This is a genomic window from Ruegeria sp. CDSC002 (assembly GCF_059610905.1).
In genome coordinates this window covers 26517-52695 of record NZ_JBXWOM010000004.1, presented here as the reverse complement: position 1 = coordinate 52695, position 26179 = coordinate 26517, and the positions used below count along the sequence as shown (strand labels likewise).

The following is a 26179-nucleotide window of genomic DNA, read 5'->3' as shown; positions in this document are numbered from 1 at the left end:
CTGCTCTCCCTTCTTGGCTAGGGCATCCAGCGTTGGACGAACCTGACCACTTGTTTAACCATCTGATTCTCAAACAGCCTTGGCGAGAAATAGGCACCCGCCACCCGTTTGTTAAGCTCTCCGATCGTCGGATAGGGCGAAACCATCGCAGCAATCTGACCCATCTTCAGGTTATTGGCCAACGCAAGCGACCACAAGTTGATCAGCTCTCCGGCCTGATGCCCTACGATTGTGGCCCCCACAGGCCGACCCTTTATGACCATGACCTTAATGAACCCTTTGGTTTTCCGCTCAGAGATTGCCCGGTCGTTATGGTGATAGTCAAAGCGCGCGATTTCGACCTTGTCACCATGTTGTTCACGGGCCTGAGCCTCGGTCAGGCCCACCTGCGCCAATTCCGGGTCGGTGTAGGTCGCCCAAGGGATATGTGCGGCTTTTGCCTTCGAGGGCAGGCCAAACAACGCAGAACGGATGATGATCCCTGCGTGATATCCAGCGACATGAGTGAATTGCAGACCACCAGCGACGTCGCCAATGGCGTAAACTCTGCGATTCGTCGTGCGCAGCGCGTCATCGACCTTGATCCCGTTGCGGGTTGGTTCAATCCCGGCAGCCTTTAAGTTCAAACGGTCTGTGTTGGCCTTACGCCCGGCGGCCAACAACAAATGAGACCCCGAATAGATCTCACCCGCCTCGGTCACAATTTCTATGGCCCCTTTGTTGTCGCGAATCTGGGCGACCATAGCCTGTTCATGAATAACCACACCTTCGGCGCGCAAGCTGTCCAGAACGACCGCGGCGGCCTCGCGGTCATCCTTGCCTAGCGCCTTCAGGCCTTCGACAACCGTGACCTTACAGCCCAGTCGGACATGCGCTTGCGCCATCTCCATCCCGATCGGTCCGCCACCAATAATCAAAAGATGTTCAGGCTTGTCGCGCAGGTCAAAGATCGTCTCATTGGTATAGAATGGCACCTGGTCCAATCCCGGAATCGGAGGCACCAAAGGCGAAGAGCCCGTCGCGATCACTATGCGCCGTGCGGTGATCATGTTGTCGCCCGCCTGCACCTGTGTCGGAGAGACGAAACTGCCGAATTCCCGGATCACATTTACGCCGAAACCTTCAAACCGTTCCTGACTGTCCATCGGCTCGATCTGAGCGATAACATCGTGAACGTGGTCTTTGGCGGCGGCGTAGTCGACCTGCGGTACTACGTCAGCCACGCCCAGCGCGGCAGAATGTGCCTGACCGTAAGCGGCCTTGCCGCTGGCAATAAGGGCCTTGGAAGGGACGCAGCCGAAGTTGAGGCAATCGCCACCCATCTTGTGACCTTCCAGCAGAATCACATCGGCCCCCATCTGGCTGGCGCCAGCAGCGACTGACAGCCCCCCGGACCCGGCGCCAATCACCAGGATGTCGGTTTTCAATTCTTGCATGATTTCAGCGGTCCTTTCGGCCACGCAGGGATTTGATGACAATTGGCAGCGTGGCCAGCACACACAAGCCGATGATCGGGCCAATCACAAATGGTTCCCATAACAGCGATACATCAGGTGTTTCGCCCCGATCGAACACACCACCCAGCCCGACGCCGATCCATGTGTAGACGATTCCGCCCGGGATAATGCCCAGCGCGGTGGTGATCAGGAAGTTGCGGAACCTCACGCCGACCAGCGCCGGCACTAGGTTGGCCACAAAAAACGGCACAACGGGAACAAGACGCAATAGAAACAGCACCGAGATCTCATTCTCGCGTAGCCCGTCTTTCAGTTTCCTGATCGTCCCTTCCGAGGACTCAAGCCGTTTGGTCAGGGATTCGCCCAACCCCCAGCGCGCCGCCAGAAAGATTGCAGAGGCTCCGATGGTTGCCGCAAACACGTTGAACACGGTTCCGGCGAACAGGCCGAAAAGAAACCCGCCGGTCATTGACGCCACTGCGGCACCCGGCAGCGAAAACGCGACGATGACAATGTAAATGCCAACGAAAGCTGCCGCCATTGCCCAATAGTTGGCGTCGCGCCAGGCCAATAGCGCCTCACGATTGTCGCGCAGCGTCTCAAAAGTCAGGTAGTCGCCCAGTGTGAAGAACCCCACCGCAGCGACGGCGAGAATCACCAGCAATGGAATATGCCGCGCCAACCCGTTGCGCGGTGCCTGAGTCGTTTCGCTCATAAGGCTGTCCGGTTTGTTACGTTTCATTCTGACCCCAACATGCGCTGCTTGCGCCCTACGCAACAGGGGCCTCACGCTGCCTTGATGTTTTTGATAGAGAATGTGAGGGTTTGGGGCGATAATCCCGCTGATTTGAAACCTTTTGCCCGACACGATTACAGAATTGTTGCAAAAGCCACGAAAACCCCCACCTAGGGGTTTGACTTACCCCCCACTACCCAGTAGAGGACGGGCTTCGAACACCACGGGCAGGCGAATCCGCGCTGCACCCGACCGCATAGATTGGAGACGGAGCGATGAAACGCACCTATCAGCCTTCGAACCTGGTTCGCAAACGCCGCCACGGTTTCCGCGCGCGCATGGCCACTAAGGCCGGCCGCAAAATCCTGAATTCGCGCCGCGCACGCGGCCGCAAGTCGCTGAGCGCGTAAACCGCTCACCGATCAGGTTATGAACATGACGCCGCCGGAGGCCCCTCGTGGATGGTAAGAACCAGCCCGGGGAAACGCCCCCGGCGGCGTCCGTTTGCGCGCCTGAAATTTTGACCGTTCTCAGGAAACGATCTGATTTCCTTAAGGCAGCGCGTGCCCGCAGGCAGGGCACCTCCTCGATGATGGTGCAGGCTCGCAAACGTACCCTGGACGAGGCGACCGGAATTCGGGTTGGCTTTACCTGTTCCAAAAAGGTTGGCAATGCCGTAGCACGCAACCGCGCCAAACGCAGGTTGCGCGAGGCCGCTCGGGCTGTTCTGCCCGTCAATGGCCATGACGGGTGGGATTACGTCCTGATCGGCCGGGCTGAAACGACGGCAGCACGACCATATGAGGCGCTTCTGGACGATCTGCGTTATGCGCTTCGCAAAGTGCACAGCGGGCGGAAATGACCCTCTTCTCTCATATCGTGGCTTTGCCGGTCAGGGCCTATCGGCTGGTCTTCAGTCCCTGGGTTGGCTTCAATTGCCGATACCAGCCCACCTGCTCGGCCTATGCGCTGGAAGCATTGGAAAAGCACGGGGCCATCAAGGGAAGCTGGCTGGCTGCACGGCGGATTGGCCGATGCCACCCCTGGGGCGGCGATGGGTACGACCCCGTACCCAACCGCAAGGAAGACGACAGCTGATCTTTATGACCCTCCGTCAGCCTTGACCCATTCGGACATGCGCTGAACACTTGAACCCGTACTGCCCGAGGTTCAGATGACATCCGACGCCCGAAATTCCTTGCCGACACATGACGTATTGAATCAGCCGCCTGAGCGTGGGGATTCTAACCTCTGGTCTTCAGATCCCGTCCTGCGAAACGCCGTGCATTTCACGGGCGGTCGCGAAGCGCCTTTGGCGGCTTACGGGGAAACGTTGGGACGGGTGGAAACCCGCGAGCTGGGGCGTGAGGCCAATCGGCACCTCGCCGAACTTCGATTGTTCGATCAGGGCGGTAGGCGCCTGGACGAGGTCCGGTTTCACCCCGCCTATCATGAGATGATGCAGATCAGCCAATCTGCCGGCTATGCGGCCTTGGCCTGGGGCGGTCAGTCGGGCGGCCACACGACCCACGCCGCGATGATGTATCTGGCCAGCCAGGTTGAGCCGGGCCATTGCTGCCCATTGACCATGACCTACGCAGCAATCCCGGCCCTTGGTGCCAATGAACAGATCGCCTCCGAGTGGCGGCCTAAGCTCATGGCGCGCAGCTATGATCCGGCGACGAAACCGATCGAACAAAAGGCCAGCGCCACATTGGGCATGGCAATGACCGAAAAGCAGGGCGGATCGGACGTGCGCGCCAATACCACCATCGCTACTCGAGACGGCGAGCACTGGCGTCTGCGCGGGCACAAGTGGTTCTGCTCGGCCCCCATGTCGGACGGTTTTCTGACGCTGGCACAAGTGCCCGGTGGGCTGACCTGTTTCCTCGTCCCCCGCTGGCTGGACGGTGACCGCAACGCCATTCACCTGATGCGGCTCAAGGACAAGCTGGGCAACAGATCCAACGCCTCGTCCGAGATCGAATATCACGATGCACTGGCTTACCAACTGGGGGAAGAAGGCGCGGGCGTGCGAACAATTATCGAGATGGTCCATCACACCCGGCTGGACACGGCCATAGCTCCGGCAGGCCTGATGCGCGCAGCGCTCACCGAGGCGCATCATTGGGTCACCCACCGCAGCGCTTTTCAGCGCCGGTTGATCGACCAACCTCTGATGCGCGCTGTCCTGGCGGATCTCGTGTTGGACTGGGAGGGCGCGTTGACGCTGGGGATGCGCGTCGCGCAGGCCTTCGACGGCCAGTCACCCGAAGACAAGGCCTTTGCCCGTATCGGTGTCGCCCTGGCCAAGTTCCTGAGTAACAAGCGGTGCCCGGCCGTAGTCGTTGAGGCAATGGAGGTGCTGGGTGGCATGGGCTATGTCGAAGACACGCCCCTGCCCCTACTGTATCGCGAAGCCCCGCTGAACGGTATTTGGGAGGGGTCGGGCAATGTGATCTGTCTCGACATTCTGCGCAGCCTGTCTCGCGACCCGCTGGCCGCTGAGGTCCTGCAGGCCGAACTGGATATAGCAACGGGTGTCGACCACGGCTTTGACGCCGCGCTCAAGGCGCATCGTGATCGGTGGCCCGGGCTGCCGCCTGAGAGTGAAGCCCGTTGGTTTGCCGAACGTACTGCATTGCTGCTGACAGCCGCTCAGCTATTGCGTCGCGCACCCGCGGCCGTTGCAGATGGATTCATCGCCACAAGGCTTTTGGGCAACAGCGGCCGCATCTCCGGATCCGTGTCCGGGCTGGACACGGACGCCCTGCTTGCCCGACTGGGCTGACCCGGCCACTTGCCCGGTTGGCTTAACTGCTGTAGGGGCAGCGCATGTTTGACGAAGCTGACGATATCCACCCGCTCTTTGCAGGCGCGCCCTCGACCACCGAGTTCAAAAAACTGCGCAAACGCATTGTGCGGCAGACCCGTGAAGCCATCGAGCACTATGGGATGGTGGACCCGTCCGCGCATGACAAGGACGGGAAACCGCCCCGCTGGCTGGTTTGCCTGTCCGGCGGTAAGGACAGTTATACCCTGTTGGCCGTTCTGTACGAACTTAAATGGCGTGGCCTGCTGCCCATTGATTTACTGGCCTGCAACCTCGACCAGGGCCAGCCCGGATTTCCGGCCACTGTCCTGCCCGAGTTCCTGGAACGAATGGGCGTTCCGCATCGGATTGAATATCAGGACACCTATTCCATCGTGATGGACAAAGTTCCACAGGGCCGCACCTTTTGCGCCCTGTGTTCGCGCCTGCGCCGAGGCAACCTGTACCGCATTGCCCGGGAAGAGGGATGCTCGGCCGTCGTACTGGGCCATCACCGCGACGATATCCTCGAGACGTTCTTCATGAACCTGTTTCACGGCGGGCGACTGGCCACCATGCCGCCCAAGCTGGTGAACGAAGAAGGCGATTTGTTCGTCTTCCGCCCCCTCGCCCATGTGGCTGAGGCCGATTGCGAGAAATTCGCGACCTCGATGAACTATCCGATTATCCCCTGCGACCTCTGCGGCAGTCAGGATGGGTTGCAACGTCAGCAGGTCAAACAGATTTTGGATCAGTGGGAAAAGAACAGCCCCGGACGCCGTCAAGTGATATTCCGGGCCCTGACAAATGCGCGTCCGTCGCATCTTTTGGACCCAAAATTGTTTGATTTTCAAAACCTTGCACTCAAACCGAATGAAAATGACGAAAATTCGGGCGAAATTCCGCAGCTCCGTTAACGAGTGACTCAGATTGGTTTCCTAGGGTCGACCTGAGCGTTTCAAACGCAAGGTAGAGGCCCGAAGATCCGATGTGGAAACATATCTCAGTCAGCAGAATTTTTGACTCTCTTGCCATGGTACTAAGCGGCCCGCCCGCCTTGGCCTTCGCGCCTGCGATCAGTCTGGCCGCGTATTGGATTGGTGGTGAGCGGGCATTGGTTGTCGTGGCACTTACCCTGCCGCTTGTGTTCGCCGCGGTATCGACCGCGCACAAGGCCAGCAATCAGGAAAAAGACGGTAACGGCCTCCTCCCTCTCGACAGGTTTGCGGCCCAGATGGAAACGCTGTTTGCGGAAAATCAGCGCACTGGCCACGAAGCCTCCTGTATGATTGTTGAATTGGACGGGTTTTCGGAATGTCTTGATCTGCACGGAAATGCGGCCGGGAACGTAATGGCTGACCAATTCCGCAGCCGGGTACTTTCGGTCATACGCTCACATGACATTGCCACTGGGCTGGACCAGGGCAAGATCGCAATCGGCCTGCACGCCGCACAGAATCTGGATCTGGAGGCTTGCATACAGATGTCCGGGCGCATTCAGGCCGCCGTCGATGAGCCAATCATGCTAAATGGCACCAGCGTTTACATGTCATGTTCAATCGGGTTTTGTCTGCAATCCACTTTGCCCGACATCACCTTTGCCGAGTGGATCGATGCCGCCAACGCGGCCTTGGCCGAAGCACAAAGGAACGGTCCTGCAACCATCCGCGCCTTTTCATCTGAAACGCAGCGGCGGGCACGCGTGCGTGCCAACCTGCGCAACGAGTTTATTGCGGCCTTGGATAGTGGTGAAATCCGCCCATGGTTTCAGCCGCAGATTTCCACCGACACCGGCCACGTTACCGGGTTCGAGGCGCTTGCCCGTTGGGAACACCCACAGAAAGGCGTGCTGGGACCGCCGGTTTTCCTGCCTTTTGCAGAACAAGCCGATCTGATGGAACGCTTGGGTCAGGTGATGCGCCATCACGCTTTCGCCGCCATGCGCCAGTGGAACCTTGCCGGTGTCGTCGTGCCTCGGATTGGCGTGAATTTCTCATCAGAAGAGCTGCGCGACCCGGCGTTGATCGACCGTCTGAAATGGGAGCTGGATCAAAATGACCTGACGCCCGACAGATTGACCGTCGAGATTCTTGAAACAGTGTTTTCCAGGCGGCCCGATGACGTTATCACCCGCAACGTAATAAGCATGTCCAAGCTCGGCTGCTGCATTGACCTCGATGATTTCGGCACCGGCCACGCCTCCATAGCGTCGATCAAGCGCTTTGACGTCTCACGCATTAAAATCGATCGGTCCTTCGTGGCAAAGGCGGATCGGGACGCAAGCCAGCAGCAGTTGGTCAGCGCGATTTTGACCATGGCGGAGCGACTGAATGTCGAAACCCTGGCCGAGGGGGTCGAAACACAAGGCGAGCATGCCTTGATGGCGCAACTGGGCTGCGATCACGTGCAGGGGTTTGGAATTGGAAAGCCCATGCCCTTTGAAAAGACGTTGGACTGGATGGCCGCACATCAAAACAAACTCAACGGAATGCCAAAAATCGGGCGTCAGGCACGTCCTTAGGCGCGAATTAACGCCACAGAACCCCAATCGGTGATGAATTACAGGGCGATTCCGCTTGACCTTTGGGCCCGCACTCTGTTGAACCCAGCGGGTGTCTTTCACTGCTTAAGGTGGCTGTCCCCGATGGACGATCAGAACAAGAACCTCATCCTCGCAACCGCGCTCAGCTTTCTCGTGATCCTGGTTTGGTTCGTGCTGTTTCCACCGCCCGAGCCGACGACCGCACCGGAATCTCCCGAGATCAGCGCGACTGATGGTACAGAGGTTCAGACCCCAAGCGCTGCTGGCACCAATACAGTTGGTGAAGCAACCGCAGACGCCACCGAGATCGAGCCCGACGCCCAAGCACCTCGGGTCGAGATTGAAACACCGCGCCTGAAAGGCAGCCTGTCCCTGTCCGGCGGTCGTATCGATGAACTGTTCCTGAAAGATTACAAAGTTTCGATCGAAGAAGGCGCACCCATTGTCGAACTGCTGTCGCCCGTTGGTTCGGAATCGGCCTACTATGCCTTGTACGGATGGGCACCGGGCGCAGGCGTCGCCGGCGCTGACGTCCCCGGCCCTAATACACTGTGGACCGTCGAAAACGGCGAAACCCTGGGGGTCGATACTCCGGTCACTCTGAAATGGGACAACAGCAAGGGCCTGACCTTCCGCCGCACTATTGAGGTTGACCAGGACTACATGTTCACCGTCACCCAGTCGGTTGAGAACAATACCCAGGCCGAGGTCGGCATGGCCCCATATGGCATCCTGGCCCGTCACGGCATTGGCGAAGACGGCGACCTGCCCGATCTGAAAAACTTCTTCATCCTGCATGAAGGCGTTATGGTTATGGCTGACGGCGTTCTGGACGAGATCGACTATGGCGATGTGCGCGACTTTGACATTGACCCGAATGAGCGTGCGCAAGCCGAAGTCTTTCAGGTCAAGGAAGGTGGCTGGGTCGGCTTTACCGATCACTACTGGATGACCACTCTGATCCCTGCAGAGGGATCTGCTTTCAAGGCTGCAGCAAAGTACGACGCGCGCCGCAAGATTTATCAGACCGAAACGGTTCTGCCGACGCTGACTGTTGCGCCCGGGGCAACTGAAGAAGTCACCACCCAACTGTTCGCAGGTGCCAAAGAATGGGAAACCATCCGCGAGTATCAGGCTGACGGTGTACAGAAGTTCGTCGACAGCATCGACTGGGGTTGGTTCTATTTCCTGACAAAACCGATCTTCTGGCTGCTGCATAACATCAACGCCCTGATTGGAAACATGGGTTGGTCGATCATTGGCCTGACGCTGATCATCAAGGCGATTCTGTTCCCGCTGGCGTACAAATCCTACGTCTCAATGGCGAAGATGAAAGAACTTCAGCCGCAGATGGAGGCCATGAAAGAAGCCGCAGGCGACGATCGCCAAAAGATGCAGCAAGGCATGATGGAGCTGTACAAGAAGGAAAAGGTAAACCCCGCTGCGGGCTGTTTGCCGATCCTGATGCAGATCCCGATCTTCTTCTCGCTGTATAAGGTGATCTTCGTCACCATCGAACTGCGTCAGGCCCCCTGGTTTGGCCCGTTCCAGGACCTCAGCGCACCTGATCCGACTTCGATCATGAACCTGTTTGGTTTGCTGCCCTTTGCCGGTCCGCAGCCAGATACCTTCATGGCACTGATCTTCATCGGTATCCTGCCTTTGCTGCTAGGGATCTCGATGTGGTTGCAGCAAAAGCTGAACCCGGCACCAACTGACCCGACTCAGGCGATGATCTTTGCCTGGATGCCTTGGGTTTTCATGTTCATGTTGGGCAGCTTTGCCAGCGGACTGGTCGTTTACTGGATCGCGAACAACACGATCACGTTCACGCAGCAATACCTGATCATGCGTAGTCAGGGCTATAAGCCTGACGTGTTCGGCAACATCAAATCCGGCTTCAAGCGGACGCCCAAAACGGACGACAAATGAATGCTGAAGTAACCCATATCTGGCGGCATCCGATCAAAAGTCATGGTCGCGAGTCCCTCCAGACCGTATCAGTGACCCCCGGGCAGACCATGCCCGGGGATCGCGTTTGGGCAGTCGCGCATGAGTCGTCGAAGGCGGATGGTTCTCAATGGGTGCCTTGCGCCAATTTCAGTCGCGGGGCGAAAGCGCCGCAACTGATGGCTATCTCGGCCCGGCTGAACGGCGACACGATAACTCTGACACATCCGGATCGTCCGGATCTGACTTTTAATCCGGATGGGGAACAGCAGGTCTTTTTGGACTGGGTCCGGCCGTTGATGCCTGCGGATCGGGCGGCGTCAGCCCGGATCATCCGAGTGCCGGGTCGCGGCATGACTGACAGCGATTACCCTTCGATCAGCCTGTGCAACATGGCATCGCACCGCGCCGTCGGGCAAAAGCTTGGCAGCAATTTGTCGATCCAGCGCTGGCGTGGCAACATCTGGTTCGATGGCCTGCCCCTGTGGGAAGAATTCGACTGGCTGGGTCGCGAAGTACAGATCGGTGAGGCCGTGTTTCATGTCAAAGAACGCATCCGCCGCTGTTTGGCGACAACGGCAAATCCCGAAACCGGCGTGCGCGATGCGGATACGCTGGGCACATTGAACAGCTGGGGCCATCAGGATTTCGGCGTTTACGCCGAGGTCGTCCGGGGCGGCGCAATCTCAGTCGGCGATAAGGTTCATCCGTTATGAGCACCCTTCCCTTCCCACTGGTCGAAGACCCGGACAAGTTCGCGCTGGAACGTGGTCGAAAATTGTTCGCGGGACAATCCGAGTTTGTCAAAGGCGTGGTCGCCATGAACGGCCTGCCGACCCCTGACCGGCTTGAGGTCTGCTTTGCCGGACGTTCAAACGTAGGCAAGTCCAGCCTGATCAATGCGCTGACCGGCACCAAAGGTCTGGCACGCGCGTCCAACACTCCGGGCCGCACGCAAGAGATCAACTTTTTCACACAAGGTCCCGAGCTTTATCTGGTTGACCTGCCCGGGTACGGCTACGCCAACGCCCCGGTGAAGGTCGTTGAAAAATGGCAGCGGCTGCTGAAACAGTATCTAAGCGGCCGCCAGACCCTGCGACGGGCGTTTGTCCTGATTGACTCGCGCCATGGGGTGAAGCCGGTCGATGCCGAGATCATGAAGCTGCTGGATTCCAGCGCTGTTACCTTTCAATGCGTGATGACCAAGGCGGACAAGGTCAAGGCCAATGAGCGGCAGAAGGTGTTGGATCAGGTTCGCGGCGCGTTGTCCAAGCACCCGGCAGCATATCCGGAGATTGTGCTGACGTCGTCTGAAAAGGGTGACGGTATTCCGACCATTCGTTCGATCATCGCACATCTGGAATGATCCGGATCGGCCGCATTTTCCCAATCCTTACATTGCTGGCAGTTGTGCTGACCGGCGCGATCCCGCAAGGCTGGATGCCCGCGATGGGCAGTGATGGGAAAGTGCTTCTGGTGATCTGTACTGGCGATGGAACAGTCGAACAATGGGTTGACCTGAACCCCGGTGATCCTGTGCACGACGACACGGATTCGCGCGCAATGTGCCCATTCGCGGGCCTAACGGCGGATACACACCTGCCGTCAGTCGGTGAGATTGTCCCTTTTGCGGCGAAAATCCAGCCACGCTGGATCCATCGTGATTTCACCCATCGCAGTGCCGGGTTCTACGCCCGCTATGATGCGCGGGGGCCACCCATCTTCTCCTGATTCACCTCAACACTTTTGTACCCGTGCACGCGCTGCGCGGGGCAGTAATCGAATCCGGAGAACAAAAATGGCACTGGATAGCCAAAACCTGGGGGATACCCCGGCGCAGAACACTGCTGCGCAAAAATTCTATTTCGCCGCCTGGCGGTGGCACTTTTATGCAGGGATCTTCGTCATCCCGTTCCTGATCATTCTGGCAATAACCGGACTAATGATGATGTTCATCACGCAGTTCGACGGTCGCGACGGCGAAAAAATCGCCGTGGATGTCCACGGGCAAGCGTTACCGGCCTCACAACAGGCCCTTATCGCCCTTGACGAGGTGCCCGGCACGGTTGCCGAGTGGATTGGTCCGAAGGCTGATAATCTGGCCACTGTGTTTCGCATCAAAGCCGAAGAAGGTCAGCGTCTTGTCGCCGTCGATCCTTATGCCGGTGAGGTTCTGCAGGTCTGGGATCGTCGCGCCGGATGGTATGATCTGGCCGACAACATTCACTCGACCCTTCTGATTGGCACGACCGGAGACCGCATTATTGAAATCGCAGCGGGGCTGAGCCTGCTTTTGGTCTTTACCGGTCTTTACATGTGGTGGCCGCGTGGAAACACCTTGGCCGCTTTTGTGCCCAATCTGCGCGCACGCGGCCGCGCATTGTGGCGGTCGCTGCACGCTGTGATTGGGTTCTGGATGTCCGGGCTGTTGGTGGTCTTCCTGATCTCGGGTCTCTCCTGGGCGGGCGTCTGGGGCGGTATGATCGTTCAGCCATGGAGCAGCTTTCCGGCCGAAAAATGGGACAATGTCCCCCTGTCCGATGACATCCACGCCAGCATGAACCACGGCCACCAGAATGACGTCCCATGGGCGTTGGAACAAACGCCCATGCCCGCCTCTGGGTCCGAGGCCGGGATCGACGGTGTTCCACAAAGCACACAGGTCGATATCGACGCGCTTGTGGCCCTTGGCACCGCCTTGGACATGACCGGGCGCTTTCGTGTGGCCTATCCAGGCGGCGAGGATGGTGTCTGGACCCTGAACCGCGACAGCATGAGCAGCGACTCGACCGATCCGGTGAATGACCGCACTGTCCACGTGGACCAATTCACCGGCAAGATTCTGGCGGATGTCCGGTATGAGGATTACTCGTTGATGGGAAAATCCATGGCCATTGGGATCCCATTTCACATGGGTCTGATGGGCATGTGGAACTTTGTCCTGAACCTGGTGTTCTGCCTGTCGGTCATCTTTGTCTGCATCTCGGGCGTTGTGATGTGGGTAAAACGTCGTCCCCAGCGGGCCGGACGTCTGGCCGCGCCGCCGATGCCAGCGGAACTGCCATTGTGGAAAGGGGCCGTCCTGATCGGCTTGTTCACCGCGATGGCGTTCCCGCTGGTGGGCCTGACCTTGCTGACCGTACTGGCCGTCGATTTGCTGCTGATCAGCAACATCCCGGCGATGAAACGCGCAATAAACTGACACACAAACAGCCGCATCCGGGCAACCGGTTGCGGCCCTATACGCGATCCGGTCTTGGCAGAACTGCGCAAAGGCCCTAACACGGGTTCCCAGAGGGACTGCAGCCATGAAGACAAGAGACATGAACCGGGACTGGATCGCCACCGCCGCAACGCTGAACAGCGCATTGCCATACCTGCAACGCTACGACGGCGCTATTGTCGTCATTAAACTTGGCGGCCATGCCATGGGCAGCGACGAGGCGATGGAGAGCTTTGCCCGCGATGTCGTTCTGATGCGTCAGGTTGGCGTTAACCCGGTTGTCGTGCACGGCGGCGGTCCGATGATCAACGCAATGCTGGATAAGCTGGATATCCAGTCCGAATTCGTGAACGGCAAGCGTGTCACCGACAAAGCAACCGTTGAAGTGGTTGAGATGGTGTTGTCCGGCCTCGTGAACAAGCGAATCGTGCAGGCGATCAATGGCCAGGGCGGCTCGGCCGTGGGCCTGTCGGGCAAAGATGCGCAGTTGATGACTTGTGATCAGACCGATGAATCCCTGGGTTTTGTCGGAAGTCCCGCAGAGATGAACCCTAAAATCCTGCATGACCTGTTTGCCCATGATGTAATTCCTGTCATCGCCCCGCTGGGTGCGGGGCGGAACGGGGAAACCTTCAACGTCAATGGGGATACTGCCGCTGGTGCTATTGCATCCGCGCTAAAGGCCGATCGACTGCTACTGTTGACCGATGTCTCGGGTGTTAAGAATGCCGCCGGGGACGTCGTGACCGAACTGAAGGCGGGCCAAATCCGAGAGATGACGCTGGACGGCACCATTGCGGGCGGCATGATACCCAAGACCGAGACGGCTCTGGACGCGCTGCACAGCGGGGTCCGTGCCGTAGTTATCCTTGACGGACGCGCGCCGAATGCCGTCTTGCTTGAACTTTATACGGAACACGGCGCCGGGTCGCTGATACGACCGGATTGAGCCTTTGGCGGAGGAGACATGACCGAACGCCATCCCCCCTCCTCTGACCCGGCAGCGCATAGCTATGCTGATATCGAAAAGGCTGCACAGGACGTTGGCCTGATCATCATGGGCGCGCTGCACCCTCGCGTTACAGACGCCAAGCAGTTGGAAGGTGGCACGCTGATCCTGCTGGGTGCGGGGGCGGCTTTCTGGCCTGCCCTGAAGTCCTCACCTGAATGGCAAGGTGATGACCAGGTTGACCGCTGGTCGTCGCGTGTGGTGGGGCAAATGGCGCAGGACTTATCCGCCACAGCCTATTTTCCGTTTGGCGGCCCGCCCTATACGCCCTTTATCGACTGGGCATTGAAATCGGGACGCACGTTCAGCAGCCCGGTGGGCGCTTTGGTGCACGATGAGGTCGGCATGATGATCTCATTCCGGGGCGCGCTGCATTTCACCAACGAATTTCCCATACCCGCACCACCTGGCTCGTCCCCCTGCACCACCTGCGCCGCCCCCTGCACCCAGACATGCCCGGTGGGCGCTTTGAACAGTCGGGACTTTTATGATGTGTCGACCTGCCATGGACACCTGTCCACTCCTGAAGGGCAAACCTGCATGACCGGCGGTTGTCTTGTGCGGCTGTCCTGTCCTCTCAGCTCGGGTGCCGCGCGTGATCCCGAACAGTCCGCGCATCACATGAGAGCGTTTCACCCCTCATGACCCGCACTCTGATCCTGACACGCCACGCGAAATCCAGTTGGGACAGTCCGGCCCTTGAAGATCATGATCGCCCGCTGAACAAGCGCGGGCGCAGTTCGGCCCCAGCGATTGCCGCGTGGCTGCGTGAAAACGACTGGATGCCGGATGAAGTTCTCAGCTCAAGCTCGGCCAGAACCCGCGAGACGTGGGAGAGGATGGGTCTGCAGGCAGATAGCGTTTGCTTTCACCGAACGCTTTACCATGCGGACCCCGCAGATATGCTGCTTGAATTATCGGGCGCGACGAAACAGACCGTTTTGATGCTGGGCCACAATCCCGGCATTGCCGCTTTTGCGAGCCAAATCGTTAAGCACCCGCCGGATCACGCCCGGTTCTACGACTACCCGACCTGTGCAACGACTGTGATCCGCTTTGACATTGGGGATTGGTCCGACGTCCGGTGGCACAGCGGCGATGTGCAGGGGTTTGTTATTCCACGCGAGTTGCTGGAATAGAAAAAGGCGAGGCCAAAGCCCCGCCTTCTCCTGAATTGGTAACCGGGTTCAGTGCCCCAAAATCTGGCTGAGGAACAGCTTGGTCCGTTCGCTCTGCGGGTTGTTGAAGAACTCTTCCGGTTCATTCTGTTCCACGATCTGACCAGCATCCATAAAGATCACGCGGTTCGCCACCTGACGGGCAAAGCCCATCTCGTGCGTGACGCACAGCATGGTCATGCCTTCCTCGGCCAGCTCGATCATGGTGTCGAGCACCTCTTTGATCATCTCGGGGTCCAGCGCCGATGTCGGTTCATCGAACAACATGATCCGCGGCATCATGCAGAGCGAGCGGGCAATTGCCACACGCTGCTGCTGACCACCTGAAAGCTGACCGGGATACTTATCCGCCTGCTCGGGGATTTTCACCTTCTCCAGGAAGTGCATCGCGCGCTCTTCGGCCTCTTTCTTGGGCGTCTTGCGCACCCAGATCGGGGCCAGCGTGCAGTTCTCCAGAATGGTCAGATGCGGGAACAGGTTGAAGTGCTGGAACACCATGCCAACCTCGGACCGGATCTTGTCGATGTTCTTGAGGTCATTCGACAGCTCGGTCCCATCCACCATGATCGTGCCCTGCTGGTGTTCCTCCAGCGCGTTCAGACAACGGATCAATGTGGACTTCCCGGAACCGGAAGGCCCCGCGATCACGATCCGCTCGCCCTGATTGACGGTCAGATTGATGTCGCGCAGCACGTGGAAAGATCCGTACCACTTGTTCATGTTGTTGATTTCGATGGCGACCTCGTCGCTCACCTGCATCTTCGAGCGATCGATTTGACGGTCAATTGCAAGTTCAGACATATGTTGAACTCCTTAATGGTGGCCAGTCTGAAGCTTGCGCTCCAGATACATGGAGTAACGGGACATGGAGAAGCAGACGACGAAGAACAGCGCAGCGATAAACGCGAACAGTTCCCAGTAGATGCCGTTCCAGGCGGTGTCGGCGCGGATGGCAGATGCCAGTCCGATCACGTCGAACAATCCGATGATCGACACCAGTGTCGTATCCTTGAAGATCCCGATGAATGTGCTCACGATGCCCGGAATTGAGATTTTCAAGGCTTGCGGCATGATGATCAGTCGCTGTGCTTGCCAGTAGTTCAGGCCGAGACTGTCGGCACCTTCATATTGGCCCCGTGGCAGGGCAGCCAGACCACCCCGGATCACCTCGGCCATATAGGCAGCCGAGAACAGGGTCATCATGATCATCACCCGCAGGATGATGTCAAAGTTGGTGCCCGGCGGCAGGAACAGGTTCAGCAGCAACGAGGCCACGAACAGCAGCGTGATCAGCGGCACACCGCGGATGAACTCGATAAAGCCCACGCACAGGTACTTGACGATCATCAGGTCGGACTGACGGCCCAGCGCCAGTACAATTCCGATCGGCAACGAGACACCAATGGCCACGACACCCAGCAAGATCGCCAGCATGAAGCCACCGAACTGACGGCTTTGTACGGCTTCGATACCGATTGGCAGGATCGAGTCCAGCGCACCGACGAAATAGCTGGACAAAACCAGCCACCAGATAACCGACGCTGCGACGCCCGCAATCAAGCCAAACAGACCGCTCAGTTGTTTGCTGACAAGGGTGTAGACACCCCAACCGACAACAAACCCCAACGCTGCCGCGATCGGTCCCCAAATGGTGCCGCCCCACATCAGGAACGGCATCAGGAACGGATAAATCGCAGTGACGATCAGCATCTTGGACGGCACACGATCCGAGTACAGAACCGGGGCCAATGCGACCAACAGCAGGATCAGCGATACAATCGGACGCCAGTACAGGTGGCTCGGGTAGAACCCGAACAGCAACTGCAGCCAACGGTCATTGATCACCGCCCAGCAAGCATGGCCATGGGTTGAACCCCAGGTGTCAATCATAATCTCGCGACATTCGTTCAGCGAGTTGGCGTTCCAGACGGACTGAAAGATCCATGGCAGAACGCCCGACAACACGTACCAGATCGCGTAAAGCGAAACCAACGTCAGGATCGCGTTGAACCAACTGGAGAACAGGTTGTGCCTGATCCACCCGATTGCTCCAACTTCGGACGCTGGCGGGGCTTGTTCCGGCAACATTTCCGTGCGGACAAATGAAACATCACTCATATTACCGCTCCACCAGTTTGACACGGTTGTTGTACCAGTTCATCACCGCCGAAATGCTCAGCGAGATGGCCAGATAGACCAGCATCAGCAGCAGAACGCATTCCAGCTCGCGGCCGGTCTGGTTCATGGTGATGCCACCCAGGGTCCCCGTGATGTCCATGTATCCGACCGCGATCGCCAGCGACGAGTTCTTGGTCAGGTTTAGATAGTTCGAGATCATCGGCGGGATGATCACCCGCAGCGCCTGAGGTAGGATAACCAGCCGCATGGTGCGACCCGGGCGCAAGCCCAGCGCAGACGCGGCTTCGGTCTGACCCTTGGATATAGCCAGAATGCCGGCGCGTACGATCTCGGCGATGAAGGCCGCCGTGTACAGCGACAAAGCCAGCCATAGCGCGATCAGAGAGTTGCGCATATGCGTGCCGCCTCTGAAATTGAATCCTTTCAATTCCGGGTATCCAAGGTGTAAGCCCAGTGCAGTCATCAGGATGATCATCGGGACGAACAGAATGCCCAGCTGGATATGCCAGATCTTAGGACGGTCGCCTGTTGATTCCTGTTTGGCGGCGGCCCAGGCGGACACTTTGCGCATGGTAAAGATGCTGCCACCCAGAACGACCAGAAACGCGACCAGATCCAGCGAAATATCAAACCGAAGGCTTGATGTTCCGAACAAGTGAATGTCGCCCAAACTACGCGAGAACAGGAACTCCGGGATATACACACCCCGATTGGTAACGGCGACGGTGTTGAACAGATCCATCGTTGCCGTGGGGTTATCACCGCGGAACGCATTAGGTGCGGGCAAGCCTTCGATCAAAATGGCCATGGCCAGAACGATCCACAGCAGGACAGGCACGTTACGGAAAATCTCGACATAGAAGGTCATGATACGCGCGACCAACCAGTTGTTCGACAGACGCAGCACGCCGACAAAAACGCCGACTATCGTCGCCGTGATACACCCGAGAACCGCAACAACCAGCGTGTTCAGCAAACCGATGAAGGCGGCGCGAAGATGGCTGTCCTGTGAGGTGTATTCCAGCAATCGCTGGTTAATGTCATAACTTGCGGATTCTGCAAAAAAACCGAATTCGACCGGTTTTCCCAACCCTTCAAGGTTTTGAATGGTATTTGAGATGATCCAGGCTGCCAGAAGCATGAAACCAATCAATGCAATGACCTGAATGGTCGCTGATCGGTACCGCGTATCGTAAAGGAGCATGGACAGCCGGAACTGCTCCTTCGGCGGGTCAGTGAGAGTCGTCATGACCTATGTATTTCCCCGTGCATCCCGTTTTTTTTGCCGGCGAAGTTGATCTTCGCTCAATCCATCCGGGAGTGTTTCTTGTTTATGGAAAAAGGGCGCAGGTTGCCCCGCGCCCTTTCCCGTGGATTTTAGCGGAACGGCGGCGAGTACAGCAGGCCACCATCGGTCCACTGGGCATTCAGGCCGCGTGCAAGACCAATCGGAGTTTCCTCACCGATGTTCTTGGCAAATACTTCACCATAGTTGCCACCCGCCTTGATTGCGCTTGCTGCCCAATCTGCGTTCAGACCCAGCATCTCGCCCAGAGTACCTTCGGTACCCAGCAGACGGTTTACTTCCGGGTTGTCGGTGCCAGCGCTCAGCTCATCAATGTTCGCCGATGTCACGCCCAGTTCTTCAGCCGAAACCAGTGCGTTCAGAGTCCAGCGGACGATGTCGCCCCACTCGTGATCGCCATGACGGACCAGCGGGCCCAGCGGCTCTTTCGAGATGATTTCGGGCAGCAGGACGTGATCACCGGGGTTTTCGAACGTGGCGCGGGTTGCAGCTAGGCCCGATGCGTCGGTGGTGTAAACGTCACATGCGCCAGCCAGATACTGCTGCTGCGCTTCGGCGTTGGTTTCGATCGGAACCGGCTCATAGCTGATGTTGTTGGCACGGAAGAAATCGGCCAGGTTCAGCTCGGTCGTGGTGCCGGTCTGGATGCAGACGGTCGCGCCGTCCAGTTCCTTGGCCGAGCTTACGCCCAGTGCTTTCGGAACCATGAAACCCTGACCGTCATAGTAGTTGACGCCAGCAAATTCGAACTTGAGGTCGACATCGCGGCTGAAGGTCCATGTGGTGTTACGTGCCAGCATGTCGATCTCACCCGAAGCCAGCGCAGTAAAGCGCGTCTTACCGGTGGTCGGCACAAACTCGACAGCGCTGGAATCGCCCAGAACGGCTGCGGCAACGGCACGGCAGACAGCAACGTCAAAACCTTGCCATTCGCCATTCGCGTCAGGCAGCGAAAAGCCGGCCAGTCCGGAGGACACGCCACAGTTCAGCTTGCCGCGCGCTTTGACGTCGTCAACGGTGCCCGCTGTCGCTGCCGCAGCAGCCAGACCGGCAACTGTGGCCACGCCCAAAATTACGGATTTTTTCATTTTTACCTCTTCCTGTTTACCCGCCCCTATTCCGGGACGGCTCTGTCCGGCACCTCTGGCACCAGAAAGGTTACTCCAAAGGTGTCTCCCCTTTAGTGGGCATGAGTTTGCTCGCATTCATAAACAAACGTCAAGGGTCGGATCAGGGAAAACGATGAGTCAATTCAGCGATGACCGGATCTGTGTCAAAAATTAATGCCCAATAGGCTCAGATAGAGATTTCAATGAACCGTTTAGCGTGTAGAAACGCAGCTTTTTTGATCTCGGCAACCGCGTGCGCCTCGTCATCGTGGCCCCATTGTTCGCTTTGCCAGGCCTCGTCGAGCCTTGAGATGTCCCAGATTTCGTCCGTCGCGCGCCAGTCCATGGCGGCGGCAAATCCCAGTACCAGTGAGCCGGACAGGCTGACCAGATCGTGAAAGGCGGCGAGCTGGAAGTCGTTGAATTCGTGTACGCGGCCTCGAAGTGTGCTGAGCGCTTCTGCAGACTGTGGCTGATGCAGCACACCAAGCACAGGAACCAATCGCGCGGCTAGGGTTTCAGCTGCCCAATCCAGGGCCGGGTCCCACTGATCTGCCTGTCGCTGCTGCAACGTTTGCGGGTGTGTCGCCCGGTAACACAACAAATCCGAATCGCCGTAATCGGCCAGCATGTCCGCAACCTCGGCGTGCTGATGACGCACTTTGTCGATGGCCGCATTTGCAGACCGGGTAAACGGCATCAGGGTCGGATCGACCTCTTTTTCCTGCGCATCCCATTCTGCAGCAACCGCGTCGGCCATTGCCTGCGTCGGCAGGATCAATGCGGCCTTGGCCGGGGTCTTGACCCGGCGACCGTCCAATTCGACGGTGTATCCGTTTTCCGCTGGGACAACCGTGCTTGCGGTCCAAAATCGCTTGGGCTTCCAGTCACTCATGTCTTCAGGTCCAGATATTATCCAGCGCACGGGGCAACTGGTCAAAATTTTCAATTATACAGGCCGCGCCGTTCAGGGCTGATCGGTCATGATATCCCCAGGATACGCCGATGCCTGTTACTCCGGCAGCCCGCGCCATATCCATGTCGAACCGGGTATCGCCAATCATCACCGTATCTGCCGCATCAACGCCGGTTTCAGAACGGGCCGTGTCGATCATCGACGGATGCGGTTTCGAGGGGTGATGGTCCGCAACCTGCCGGGTCACGAAATAGCGCTCCAGGTCATGTGCTTCGATCAAGGCATCCAGACCGCGTTGGGATTTTCCGGTGGCCACACCTAGCAGCACCTCGGGGATGTCATGCAGGGTTTCGATTGCGTCCCGCGCACCGGGATAGAGCGGTGAGCTTGCGGCCCCCTGCTCCAAACGATTTGCGTGATAGGCCTGTTTGTAGCCCTCAACAAGGTTGTGTTGAACCGTTTCGCTCTGCTCGGGCGCAAGCCGAGCCATGGCATTGGGCAAGGACAGACCGACGATGGACAAAATCGCCTCGCGGTCAGGGACCGTCAGGGACAAGGCACCAAAACTGGCGGTCATCGCCGCGACAATGCTGCCTTGGCTGTCGACAAGGGTTCCGTCCACATCAAAAAGCACCAAACGCAAGGGTGCGCTCATTGCAGTTCCTCGAACGGGTCTTCCGCGGCCAGATCTTCGGTCCAGCCGAACGTGTCCCAGCTGTGTTTCATATGCTCAGGCAGCGGAGCTTTGACGGTTATAGTCTTGCGCGTGACCGGATGCTGGAATGAGGCCTGCCGCGCGTGTAGGTGCAGCTTCTTGCTGATGACCCCGCCCAGTTGCGCGCCCCAACCGTCCCCCATATTTTCCTGCCCCGAGCCACCGTATTTGCCATCGCCAACGATTGGGTGACCGATCGCCGCCATGTGCACCCTCAGCTGGTGCGTACGGCCGGTGATCGGCTCCATCGCGACCCACGAGGCGCGCCCGGCCACGCGATACAACGTTGCATACAGCGTATGCGCCCGTTTCGCGCCCGGCGTGTCGTTGATTTCATTCAGATGTACGGCGATCATCTTCTCGCCCTCACCCTGTTTACCGTGACCGGATGCCTTGACCAACCCAGTCTTGATCTCGCCCAGATACGGGGTCGGCACGCCAGCAACCAGCGCCCAATAGATCTTGCGTGTATCGCGATGCCGGAAGGCAGCTGTCAGCCTCTTGGCGGCCTCGCGGGTGCGGGCCATCAGCAATACACCCGATGTGTCCTTGTCCAAGCGGTGCACAAGGCGGGGATTTTCATCATAGCCAAAGCGCAGAGCCTCGGCCAGACCGTCCACGTGGCGGGTCTGGCCGCTGCCGCCCTGCACTGGAAGACCTTGTGGCTTGTTCAGGGCCAGAACATGATCGTCGCGATAGATCACGCAAGACTGGATCATCTTGGCGTCGGCATCCGAGATGCCTCGTTTGACTGCAACCGGCTTGTGATCAGCATCCGGCAAGGGTGGCACGCGCACGACCTGCCCGACCTCAAGCCGGGTCGAGGCTTTGACCCGCCCGCCTTCCACGCGTACCTCACCTTTGCGGCACATCTTTTCGATGCGGCCCTGGCTGACATGCGGGAACAGGCGGCGCAGCCACCGATCCAGCCGCTGGTCGCCGTCACCCTCTGCCACGGTGATCATCTGTACGCCGCTCATGCCGATATCCTCTGCGTCGCGCGGATTATCCGCCCGCCAAACAAGTGTGTAAGTGCCCTAGAAAACATGCGCGTCTGTGCCGTGCAAAAGGCCAAGAGTCAAGCCGGTCAAATGCCCGAGAAACCCAGGCGCCTGCGTTGTCTCGGCGTCGGATCACCTCTTGCTCTCTTGCGCATTCGTTCTTCAGCGTATCACGCAACGGTGTTCTACTCGTTCCTCTGTGCCCGCAGCTTGGCAAAGTAATCCAGACGCTTCTTCAACTCACGCTCGAACCCACGCTCCACGGGCTTATACAATTCCGGTCGCTTCATGCCGTCAGGGAAATAGTTTTGTCCGGAGAAGCCATCTTCGGCGTCATGGTCATAGGCATAGCCCGTGCCATAGCCCTGATCTTTCATCAACGATGTCGGCGCGTTCAGGATGTGTTTTGGCGGGGGTTCGCTGCCTGACTGCTTGGCCAATCGCATCGCCGCCTTGTACCCGACATAGGCACCGTTCGATTTCGGGGCCAACGCCAGATAAACCAGCGCCTGCGCTATGGCCAATTCACCTTCGGGGCTACCCAAGCGTTCGTAAGTCTCCCACGCGTGCAGGCAGATCGTCTGCGCCTGCGGATCGGCAAGACCAATGTCTTCGACCGCCATCCGCGTGATCCGCCGCGCCAGATAGCGCGGGTCTTCCCCACCCGTCAGCATCCGCGCAAACCAGTAAAGCGCCGCATCCGGGTCAGATCCGCGCACGGACTTATGCAGGGCCGAGATCAAATTGTAATGCTCGTCACCGGATTTGTCGTATTTGGCCGCGCGGCGCATCAATCTTGTCGACAACGCATCAGGATCCAGCGGTGCATCCACCTTCCAAGCCGCAACCTGTTCGATCAGATTCAACAGCGCGCGCCCGTCGCCATCCGCCATCTCCTGCATAGCTTCGCGGGCATTGCCCGTCAGCGGCAGGGCGCGGTCCAGCTCTTTCTCTGCGCGCTGTGTCAGATGCTCAAGGTCGGCGAGGCTGAGCCGTTCAAGGACCAGAACCTGTGCTCGGCTAAGCACAGCGGCGTTCAGTTCAAAGGACGGGTTCTCGGTCGTGGCCCCGACCAGCAGGATCGTCCCATCCTCCATGTGCGGCAGGAACCCGTCCTGCTGCGCTTTGTTGAAGCGGTGAATCTCATCGACAAACAGCAACGTGCCCTGCCCGTTCTGCCGACGGATCTTGGCCGCCTCAAACACTTTCTTCAGGTCCGGCACGCCAGTAAAAATCGCACTGATCTGAACGAAATGCAGATCGGTTTCCTGCGCCAGCAAGCGTGCAATGGTGGTTTTCCCAACGCCCGGCGGGCCCCAAAAAACCAAACTGGACAGACTGCCCGAGGCCAGCATGACCCCCAGCGGAGCATCCGGGCCCAGTACCTGCAGTTGTCCGATGACCTCGGCCAACGACTGCGGGCGCAGCCGGTCCGCCAACGGGCGGTGCGGGGATGGTGCAGGCTCGCTCGCCCCGGTATCGAACAGGTCGCTCATGGAGTTACAGCCGGAACCGCAGAGATACGGCCCGTCCGCCCCGCAGAACATCCAAATTCAATCTGCGCCCCGGATCGGTCATCGCATCCACCACGTCCACAGGATGCCGGACTTCCGTTCCGTTGATGCTTAGGACCACGTCACCCGCGCGCAATCCGGATCGTCCTCCGTACCGGCCTGCATCCACAATCACCACGCCAGTTTGCGACAGCAAAAGCCCCATTTGGGTAATGATCGCCGGGTTGATGCGCGACACCTTCAGGCCCGGCATCACGGTGTTATCGTTCAGAACGGTTTCATCAGCCGGTGGAGTTTCCGGGACCTTGATCAGGGCAACCTCGATATCCGCACTGTCGTGACCCCGCAGCCGGGTCAGCACCGAAGTGCCACCAACGCCGGCGACGGACATGCGGAACTTCATCTCGGCCGGGGAATTCACCTCATCCCCATCAACATGGGTTACCACGTCCCCCACGCGCAGCCCTGCCTCACCCAGCGGACTCAGAGCGTGCAGGTCCGAGATCACAACACCCATAGGGAATACCAACCCCAAAGATTCGGCGATATCCGCACTCATGTGCTGACCAGCGACCCCGGCCCAAGGGCTGACAAAGCTTTCATTCCCAGCCTTGGCCTGGCGCAAAAATTCGGCAACCAGATTGGCCGGGATCGCAAACCCGATGCCGTTGGAGCCGCCGGATCGCGTCAGGATTGAAGTGTTTATCCCGATCAGATCGCCATTCACGTCGATCAGCGCCCCGCCGGAATTGCCCGGATTGATCGCAGCATCGGTTTGAATAAAGTACCCACGCGCGTTGCCGGTGGCCGTCCCGGTCCGCGCCAATCCGGAGATGATCCCGGAAGATACGGTTTGTCCCACACCAAACGGATTACCGATCGCAAGCGCCAGTTCCCCTACCTCGATCTGGTCGGAATCGCGGAAGTTCAGATGCGGCAAATCCTTGGCGTCTTCCAACCGCAGGATGGCAATATCGCTTTCCTTGTCGCCCAGCACCACTTGCGCTGAAAATTCGCGTCGATCGGTTGTCACCACGCGGATTTCGGTAGCCGTGCCAACAACGTGATAGTTCGACACCACATAACCGTCTTCTGACAGAATGACGCCAGATCCCAGTGAATTCTGTACACGTGGGCGCGGTTCGGCAAATCCCCTGCCAAAGAACTCTTCAAAAAACGGGTCCGAGAAAAACGGATTGGCCCCGCCCTGTCTTACGATCTTAGCATAGATATTGACGACTGCAGGTGAGGCCTGCTTCACCACCGGGGCGAAACCCAGGCTGATTTCGGCCTGCGATGTTGGCACCTTTGTTTCAGCATTTGCTGACACTGCAAGTGTCGCCAGCATCAGAGCACAGAGAACTTTCCGCATGATCCATCCGTCGGTTAATCGCCTATCGGATATGCGTCTACACCTGCCGTAATGCAAGCATCCGTTCTGCGCGTTGGAGGCCTCAATCCAACGGAGCGTGCAGCCGCGTGCCTTCCGTGATGATCCCGCCGCGCTTGCCCACCTCGATGGTGCCGTAACGTTGCCTGAAAACTTCGGGCAATTCGCGATCTCCTTCCGGCGACAGCCAAAGCCTCAGCAAATGGCGGCGCTCTACCGGGTCAGGCCAGTCCACGAACCCGGTCCGGTCGTGCAGTTGCGAATGGTTGTACACGAACTGCATGTCGCCCGGTTGCAGCCGCATAGAAAGACAGAGGTCGGGATCATTCGCCAGCTCATCAAATCGGTCCAGCGCCTCAATGTGATCCGGTGTCAGCCGCATCGCTTCAGGAAATCGTTGCGCACTGTCGATATACTGTCTTTGGTAAAACACCGTCAGCTTACCATCGTGCCAGGAAAACGGCGGGATCGACATAAAAGGTTCCATGCCGTCTGGTACTTCCCCGCGCCGGTCGGTCGCTATTGGGTCAAACAACCGTTCCAGCAATTCCGGGCATTCTGACCGCATCCTATTAAAGATCGTCTCGGCACTGACCAGCAGCGAATCTCCGCCCTCCTTAGCCTCGCGCAGGCACAGCAGGCCGACGATATCGGCGCTGTCGGTGTGAAATGTCTGGCGCTCATGCGTTTGATAGATCCGGGTATTCGGATCGTTCGCATCTGCACCGATGTCGCGAACATGCCCCAGAATGTGTCCTTGCGCGTTCTGTGACCGGGCCGAGCCAAGATGAGCACCCACGCCGCAGAAAATCGTGGCCGCGACCTGTTGCGAATAATTCTGCACTGGAAGGCCACGGATCACTTCGAAACCGATCCCGTTGATCAGCTTCTCTCGCAGGCTTGCCAGATGCCGGTCAAACCGCTTTAGGGGGAAAGCGGGCTTTGTGATCTCACCGATATCTCTTTCGAGGCTCAGGTAGTGACGGGCAGCTTGTTCAAGATCCTCGATGTCGTCCCCCGTCAGATCAATGATCCATTCACTCCGACGCGCACGCATGTCCCGACCGGTCCACACAGACGGACCCGTGAGTTCGTTCGGTAATTTAGTTGGGATTGCCATCATCCGTCCTCCACCCTCATCGTGCAGCATGATCCGTGAGGTTCGGGGATTCATCAACGGAT

The 26179-nt window shown here is 58.4% G+C and carries 25 protein-coding genes and 1 pseudogene; 14 read left to right on the top strand and 12 right to left on the bottom strand.

What is annotated here, in order from left to right:
• Positions 1-17: 17 nt before the first annotated feature.
• Together AC2FJE_RS08680 and AC2FJE_RS08675 are read right to left on the bottom strand one after the other, a co-directional pair.
• The gene (locus tag AC2FJE_RS08680) at positions 18-1436 is read right to left on the bottom strand and encodes a dihydrolipoyl dehydrogenase family protein (RefSeq protein ID WP_496755678.1); all 1419 of its coding nucleotides are present in this window, start codon (positions 1434-1436) and stop codon (positions 18-20) included.
• 4 nt (positions 1437-1440) lie between these two features.
• Positions 1441-2172: a TVP38/TMEM64 family protein gene (locus AC2FJE_RS08675; RefSeq protein ID WP_472724487.1), complete on the bottom strand. Its 732-nt coding sequence runs from the start codon at positions 2170-2172 to the stop codon at positions 1441-1443.
• A gap of 296 nt (positions 2173-2468) precedes the next feature.
• On the opposite strand from AC2FJE_RS08675, the gene rpmH reads away from it, so the two are divergent.
• From rpmH to AC2FJE_RS08605, 14 genes and pseudogenes are all read left to right on the top strand, one after another.
• Complete coding sequence (gene rpmH / locus AC2FJE_RS08670; protein WP_005632162.1) at positions 2469-2603, top strand: 50S ribosomal protein L34; 135 nt, start codon at positions 2469-2471, stop codon at positions 2601-2603.
• Between the two features lie 25 nt (positions 2604-2628).
• Positions 2629-3055 (top strand): annotated as a pseudogene (gene rnpA / locus AC2FJE_RS08665) (ribonuclease P protein component).
• Positions 3052-3291, top strand: a complete 240-nt coding sequence (gene yidD / locus AC2FJE_RS08660) for a membrane protein insertion efficiency factor YidD (RefSeq protein WP_496755679.1) — start codon at positions 3052-3054, stop codon at positions 3289-3291. The pseudogene rnpA and the gene yidD overlap by 4 nt, the downstream one beginning before the upstream one ends.
• A 76-nt stretch (positions 3292-3367) precedes the next feature.
• Entirely contained in the window at positions 3368-4984 is a 1617-nt protein-coding gene (locus AC2FJE_RS08655; RefSeq protein WP_496760858.1) for an acyl-CoA dehydrogenase family protein, read from the top strand.
• Positions 4985-5028: 44 nt separating this feature from the next.
• On the top strand, positions 5029-5922 hold the full coding sequence (gene ttcA, locus AC2FJE_RS08650) for a tRNA 2-thiocytidine(32) synthetase TtcA (RefSeq protein WP_496755681.1): 894 nt from the start codon (positions 5029-5031) through the stop codon (positions 5920-5922).
• 116 nt (positions 5923-6038) lie between these two features.
• Positions 6039-7526 (top strand): putative bifunctional diguanylate cyclase/phosphodiesterase, encoded by a 1488-nt coding sequence (locus AC2FJE_RS08645; protein WP_496725292.1) that lies wholly within the window; start codon positions 6039-6041, stop codon positions 7524-7526.
• Positions 7527-7649: 123 nt separating this feature from the next.
• Positions 7650-9479 (top strand): membrane protein insertase YidC, encoded by a 1830-nt coding sequence (gene yidC, locus AC2FJE_RS08640; protein ID WP_496755682.1) that lies wholly within the window; start codon positions 7650-7652, stop codon positions 9477-9479.
• Positions 9476-10213, top strand: coding sequence for an MOSC domain-containing protein (locus tag AC2FJE_RS08635; RefSeq protein WP_282171069.1), 738 nt, complete (start codon positions 9476-9478; stop codon positions 10211-10213). The genes yidC and AC2FJE_RS08635 overlap by 4 nt, the downstream gene beginning before the upstream one ends.
• The gene (gene yihA / locus AC2FJE_RS08630; RefSeq protein WP_496760857.1) at positions 10210-10863 is read left to right on the top strand and encodes a ribosome biogenesis GTP-binding protein YihA/YsxC; all 654 of its coding nucleotides are present in this window, start codon (positions 10210-10212) and stop codon (positions 10861-10863) included. The genes AC2FJE_RS08635 and yihA overlap by 4 nt, the downstream gene beginning before the upstream one ends.
• Positions 10860-11228: a DUF2946 family protein gene (locus tag AC2FJE_RS08625; protein WP_496755684.1), complete on the top strand. Its 369-nt coding sequence runs from the start codon at positions 10860-10862 to the stop codon at positions 11226-11228. The genes yihA and AC2FJE_RS08625 overlap by 4 nt, the downstream gene beginning before the upstream one ends.
• A 67-nt stretch (positions 11229-11295) precedes the next feature.
• Positions 11296-12699 carry a PepSY-associated TM helix domain-containing protein gene (locus AC2FJE_RS08620; RefSeq protein WP_496755685.1) on the top strand — a complete coding sequence of 468 codons (1404 nt, stop codon included), beginning with the start codon at positions 11296-11298 and terminating at the stop codon, positions 12697-12699.
• A 106-nt stretch (positions 12700-12805) separates the two neighbouring features.
• Positions 12806-13669 (top strand): acetylglutamate kinase, encoded by an 864-nt coding sequence (argB, locus tag AC2FJE_RS08615; protein ID WP_058272395.1) that lies wholly within the window; start codon positions 12806-12808, stop codon positions 13667-13669.
• 18 nt (positions 13670-13687) lie between these two features.
• Complete coding sequence (locus AC2FJE_RS08610) at positions 13688-14374, top strand: ferredoxin (protein WP_496755686.1); 687 nt, start codon at positions 13688-13690, stop codon at positions 14372-14374.
• The gene (locus tag AC2FJE_RS08605) at positions 14371-14868 is read left to right on the top strand and encodes a SixA phosphatase family protein (RefSeq protein WP_496755687.1); all 498 of its coding nucleotides are present in this window, start codon (positions 14371-14373) and stop codon (positions 14866-14868) included. Before AC2FJE_RS08610 ends, AC2FJE_RS08605 begins: the two co-directional genes overlap by 4 nt.
• Before the next feature lie 48 nt (positions 14869-14916).
• Here the strand turns inward: AC2FJE_RS08605 and AC2FJE_RS08600 are convergent, their stop codons facing one another.
• The 10 genes from AC2FJE_RS08600 to AC2FJE_RS08555 form a co-directional block, all read right to left on the bottom strand.
• Positions 14917-15708: an amino acid ABC transporter ATP-binding protein gene (locus AC2FJE_RS08600; RefSeq protein ID WP_058272392.1), complete on the bottom strand. Its 792-nt coding sequence runs from the start codon at positions 15706-15708 to the stop codon at positions 14917-14919.
• A 12-nt stretch (positions 15709-15720) separates the two neighbouring features.
• Positions 15721-17025 carry an amino acid ABC transporter permease gene (locus AC2FJE_RS08595; protein WP_472724499.1) on the bottom strand — a complete coding sequence of 435 codons (1305 nt, stop codon included), beginning with the start codon at positions 17023-17025 and terminating at the stop codon, positions 15721-15723.
• 1 nt (position 17026) lies between these two features.
• On the bottom strand, positions 17027-18295 hold the full coding sequence (locus AC2FJE_RS08590; RefSeq protein ID WP_282120551.1) for an amino acid ABC transporter permease: 1269 nt from the start codon (positions 18293-18295) through the stop codon (positions 17027-17029).
• A 128-nt stretch (positions 18296-18423) separates the two neighbouring features.
• Positions 18424-19440: an amino acid ABC transporter substrate-binding protein gene (locus AC2FJE_RS08585; protein ID WP_282120550.1), complete on the bottom strand. Its 1017-nt coding sequence runs from the start codon at positions 19438-19440 to the stop codon at positions 18424-18426.
• A gap of 208 nt (positions 19441-19648) precedes the next feature.
• The gene (locus tag AC2FJE_RS08580; protein WP_496760856.1) at positions 19649-20356 is read right to left on the bottom strand and encodes an ATP12 family chaperone protein; all 708 of its coding nucleotides are present in this window, start codon (positions 20354-20356) and stop codon (positions 19649-19651) included.
• Between the two features lie 4 nt (positions 20357-20360).
• Positions 20361-21032 carry an HAD-IA family hydrolase gene (locus tag AC2FJE_RS08575; RefSeq protein ID WP_282120548.1) on the bottom strand — a complete coding sequence of 224 codons (672 nt, stop codon included), beginning with the start codon at positions 21030-21032 and terminating at the stop codon, positions 20361-20363.
• On the bottom strand, positions 21029-22072 hold the full coding sequence (locus tag AC2FJE_RS08570) for an RluA family pseudouridine synthase (protein ID WP_496755689.1): 1044 nt from the start codon (positions 22070-22072) through the stop codon (positions 21029-21031). The genes AC2FJE_RS08575 and AC2FJE_RS08570 overlap by 4 nt, the downstream gene beginning before the upstream one ends.
• A 206-nt stretch (positions 22073-22278) precedes the next feature.
• Positions 22279-23589 carry a replication-associated recombination protein A gene (locus tag AC2FJE_RS08565; protein ID WP_496755690.1) on the bottom strand — a complete coding sequence of 437 codons (1311 nt, stop codon included), beginning with the start codon at positions 23587-23589 and terminating at the stop codon, positions 22279-22281.
• Between the two features lie 4 nt (positions 23590-23593).
• Entirely contained in the window at positions 23594-24982 is a 1389-nt protein-coding gene (locus AC2FJE_RS08560) for a trypsin-like peptidase domain-containing protein (RefSeq protein ID WP_432653453.1), read from the bottom strand.
• Between the two features lie 79 nt (positions 24983-25061).
• Positions 25062-26171 (bottom strand): TauD/TfdA family dioxygenase, encoded by a 1110-nt coding sequence (locus AC2FJE_RS08555; protein WP_496760855.1) that lies wholly within the window; start codon positions 26169-26171, stop codon positions 25062-25064.
• Positions 26172-26179: the final 8 nt, after the last annotated feature.

Coding starts and splice junctions, on each gene's coding strand:
- AC2FJE_RS08590 (WP_282120551.1), bottom strand. CDS start 18,295: ATGACGACTCTCACTGACCCGCCGAAGGAGCAGTTCCGGCTGTCCATG.
- AC2FJE_RS08565 (WP_496755690.1), bottom strand. CDS start 23,589: ATGAGCGACCTGTTCGATACCGGGGCGAGCGAGCCTGCACCATCCCCG.
- AC2FJE_RS08680 (WP_496755678.1), bottom strand. CDS start 1,436: ATGCAAGAATTGAAAACCGACATCCTGGTGATTGGCGCCGGGTCCGGG.
- AC2FJE_RS08595 (WP_472724499.1), bottom strand. CDS start 17,025: ATGAGTGATGTTTCATTTGTCCGCACGGAAATGTTGCCGGAACAAGCC.
- AC2FJE_RS08675 (WP_472724487.1), bottom strand. CDS start 2,172: ATGAGCGAAACGACTCAGGCACCGCGCAACGGGTTGGCGCGGCATATT.
- yihA (WP_496760857.1), top strand. CDS start 10,210: ATGAGCACCCTTCCCTTCCCACTGGTCGAAGACCCGGACAAGTTCGCG.
- AC2FJE_RS08555 (WP_496760855.1), bottom strand. CDS start 26,171: ATGAATCCCCGAACCTCACGGATCATGCTGCACGATGAGGGTGGAGGA.
- AC2FJE_RS08625 (WP_496755684.1), top strand. CDS start 10,860: ATGATCCGGATCGGCCGCATTTTCCCAATCCTTACATTGCTGGCAGTT.
- AC2FJE_RS08570 (WP_496755689.1), bottom strand. CDS start 22,072: ATGAGCGGCGTACAGATGATCACCGTGGCAGAGGGTGACGGCGACCAG.
- yidD (WP_496755679.1), top strand. CDS start 3,052: ATGACCCTCTTCTCTCATATCGTGGCTTTGCCGGTCAGGGCCTATCGG.
- rpmH (WP_005632162.1), top strand. CDS start 2,469: ATGAAACGCACCTATCAGCCTTCGAACCTGGTTCGCAAACGCCGCCAC.
- AC2FJE_RS08600 (WP_058272392.1), bottom strand. CDS start 15,708: ATGTCTGAACTTGCAATTGACCGTCAAATCGATCGCTCGAAGATGCAG.
- yidC (WP_496755682.1), top strand. CDS start 7,650: ATGGACGATCAGAACAAGAACCTCATCCTCGCAACCGCGCTCAGCTTT.
- AC2FJE_RS08635 (WP_282171069.1), top strand. CDS start 9,476: ATGAATGCTGAAGTAACCCATATCTGGCGGCATCCGATCAAAAGTCAT.
- AC2FJE_RS08580 (WP_496760856.1), bottom strand. CDS start 20,356: ATGAGTGACTGGAAGCCCAAGCGATTTTGGACCGCAAGCACGGTTGTC.
- AC2FJE_RS08585 (WP_282120550.1), bottom strand. CDS start 19,440: ATGAAAAAATCCGTAATTTTGGGCGTGGCCACAGTTGCCGGTCTGGCT.
- AC2FJE_RS08620 (WP_496755685.1), top strand. CDS start 11,296: ATGGCACTGGATAGCCAAAACCTGGGGGATACCCCGGCGCAGAACACT.
- AC2FJE_RS08575 (WP_282120548.1), bottom strand. CDS start 21,032: ATGAGCGCACCCTTGCGTTTGGTGCTTTTTGATGTGGACGGAACCCTT.
- AC2FJE_RS08645 (WP_496725292.1), top strand. CDS start 6,039: ATGGTACTAAGCGGCCCGCCCGCCTTGGCCTTCGCGCCTGCGATCAGT.
- AC2FJE_RS08605 (WP_496755687.1), top strand. CDS start 14,371: ATGACCCGCACTCTGATCCTGACACGCCACGCGAAATCCAGTTGGGAC.
- AC2FJE_RS08655 (WP_496760858.1), top strand. CDS start 3,368: ATGACATCCGACGCCCGAAATTCCTTGCCGACACATGACGTATTGAAT.
- argB (WP_058272395.1), top strand. CDS start 12,806: ATGAAGACAAGAGACATGAACCGGGACTGGATCGCCACCGCCGCAACG.
- ttcA (WP_496755681.1), top strand. CDS start 5,029: ATGTTTGACGAAGCTGACGATATCCACCCGCTCTTTGCAGGCGCGCCC.
- AC2FJE_RS08610 (WP_496755686.1), top strand. CDS start 13,688: ATGACCGAACGCCATCCCCCCTCCTCTGACCCGGCAGCGCATAGCTAT.